The organism is Caballeronia concitans (assembly GCF_001544615.1).
Lineage (GTDB): Bacteria > Pseudomonadota > Gammaproteobacteria > Burkholderiales > Burkholderiaceae > Caballeronia > Caballeronia concitans.
Genome location: NZ_FCNV02000044.1, coordinates 1 through 1192 on the forward strand (window position 1 = coordinate 1; position 1192 = coordinate 1192).

Annotated in this window: 1 protein-coding gene; it reads left to right on the forward strand. The window is 66.0% G+C overall.

Going from position 1 to position 1192, the window contains the following annotated elements; translation table 11 throughout:
* Nucleotides 1-1178: acetyl-CoA C-acetyltransferase (locus tag AWB72_RS28315; RefSeq protein WP_143754731.1), on the forward strand; the 1178-nt coding region annotated here is incomplete at its 5' end.
* Between the last annotated feature and the right edge of the window lie 14 nt (nt 1179-1192).

Consider the following 1192-nt stretch of genomic DNA (forward strand, 5'->3'; position numbering starts at 1 on the left):
CTGACGTAGTGATCGTATCGGCCGCGCGTACAGCGGTCGGCAAGTTCGGCGGCTCGCTCGCGAAAATCGCGGCGCCGGATCTCGGTGCAGCAGTGATTCGCGCGGTGCTCGAGCGCTCGGGCGTGAAGCCCGAGCAGGTGAGCGAAGTCATCATGGGTCAGGTGTTGACCGCCGGCTCGGGCCAGAACCCGGCGCGCCAGTCGGTCATCAAGGCCGGTTTGCCGGACATGGTTCCGGGCATGACGATCAACAAGGTCTGCGGCTCGGGCCTGAAGGCAGTGATGCTCGCGGCGAACGCGATCGTCGCGGGCGATGCGGAAATCGTGGTCGCGGGCGGCCAGGAGAACATGAGCGCGGCGCCGCACGTGCTGCCGGGATCGCGCGATGGCTTCCGCATGGGCGATGCCAAGCTCATCGATTCGATGATCGTCGACGGCCTGTGGGACGTCTATAACAACTATCACATGGGCACGACCGCCGAGAACGTCGCGCGCGAATTCGGCATCACGCGCGAGGCGCAGGACCAGTTCGCGGCACTCTCGCAGAACAAGGCGGAAGCCGCGCAGAAGGCCGGCCGCTTCAACGACGAAATCGTGCCGATCTCGATTCCGCAACGCAAGGGCGAGCCGCTGCAATTCAACACCGACGAGTTCGTGCGCCACGGCGTGACGGCCGAAGCGTTGTCCGGCCTGAAGCCGGCGTTCTCGAAAGAGGGCACGGTGACGGCGGCGAACGCATCGGGTATCAACGATGGCGCGGCGGCGGTCGTCGTGATGTCGGCGAAGAAGGCCGAAGCGCTCGGTCTCACGCCGCTCGCGCGCATCAAGGCGTACGCGAACGCGGGCGTCGATCCGAAAGTGATGGGCATGGGCCCGGTGCCGGCGTCGAAGCGCTGCCTGGAACGCGCGGGTTGGAGCGTGAACGATCTGGACCTGATGGAAATCAACGAAGCGTTCGCGGCGCAGGCGCTCGCGGTGCATAAGCAGATGGGCTGGGATCAGTCGAAGATCAATGTGAACGGCGGGGCGATTGCGATCGGTCATCCGATCGGCGCATCGGGCTGCCGGATTCTCGTCACGCTGCTGCACGAAATGCAGAAGCGCGATGCGAAGAAGGGCCTGGCGTCGCTGTGCATCGGCGGCGGCATGGGCGTCGCGCTGGCGCTCGAGCGTCCGTAAGGCGCGGCGAGCGT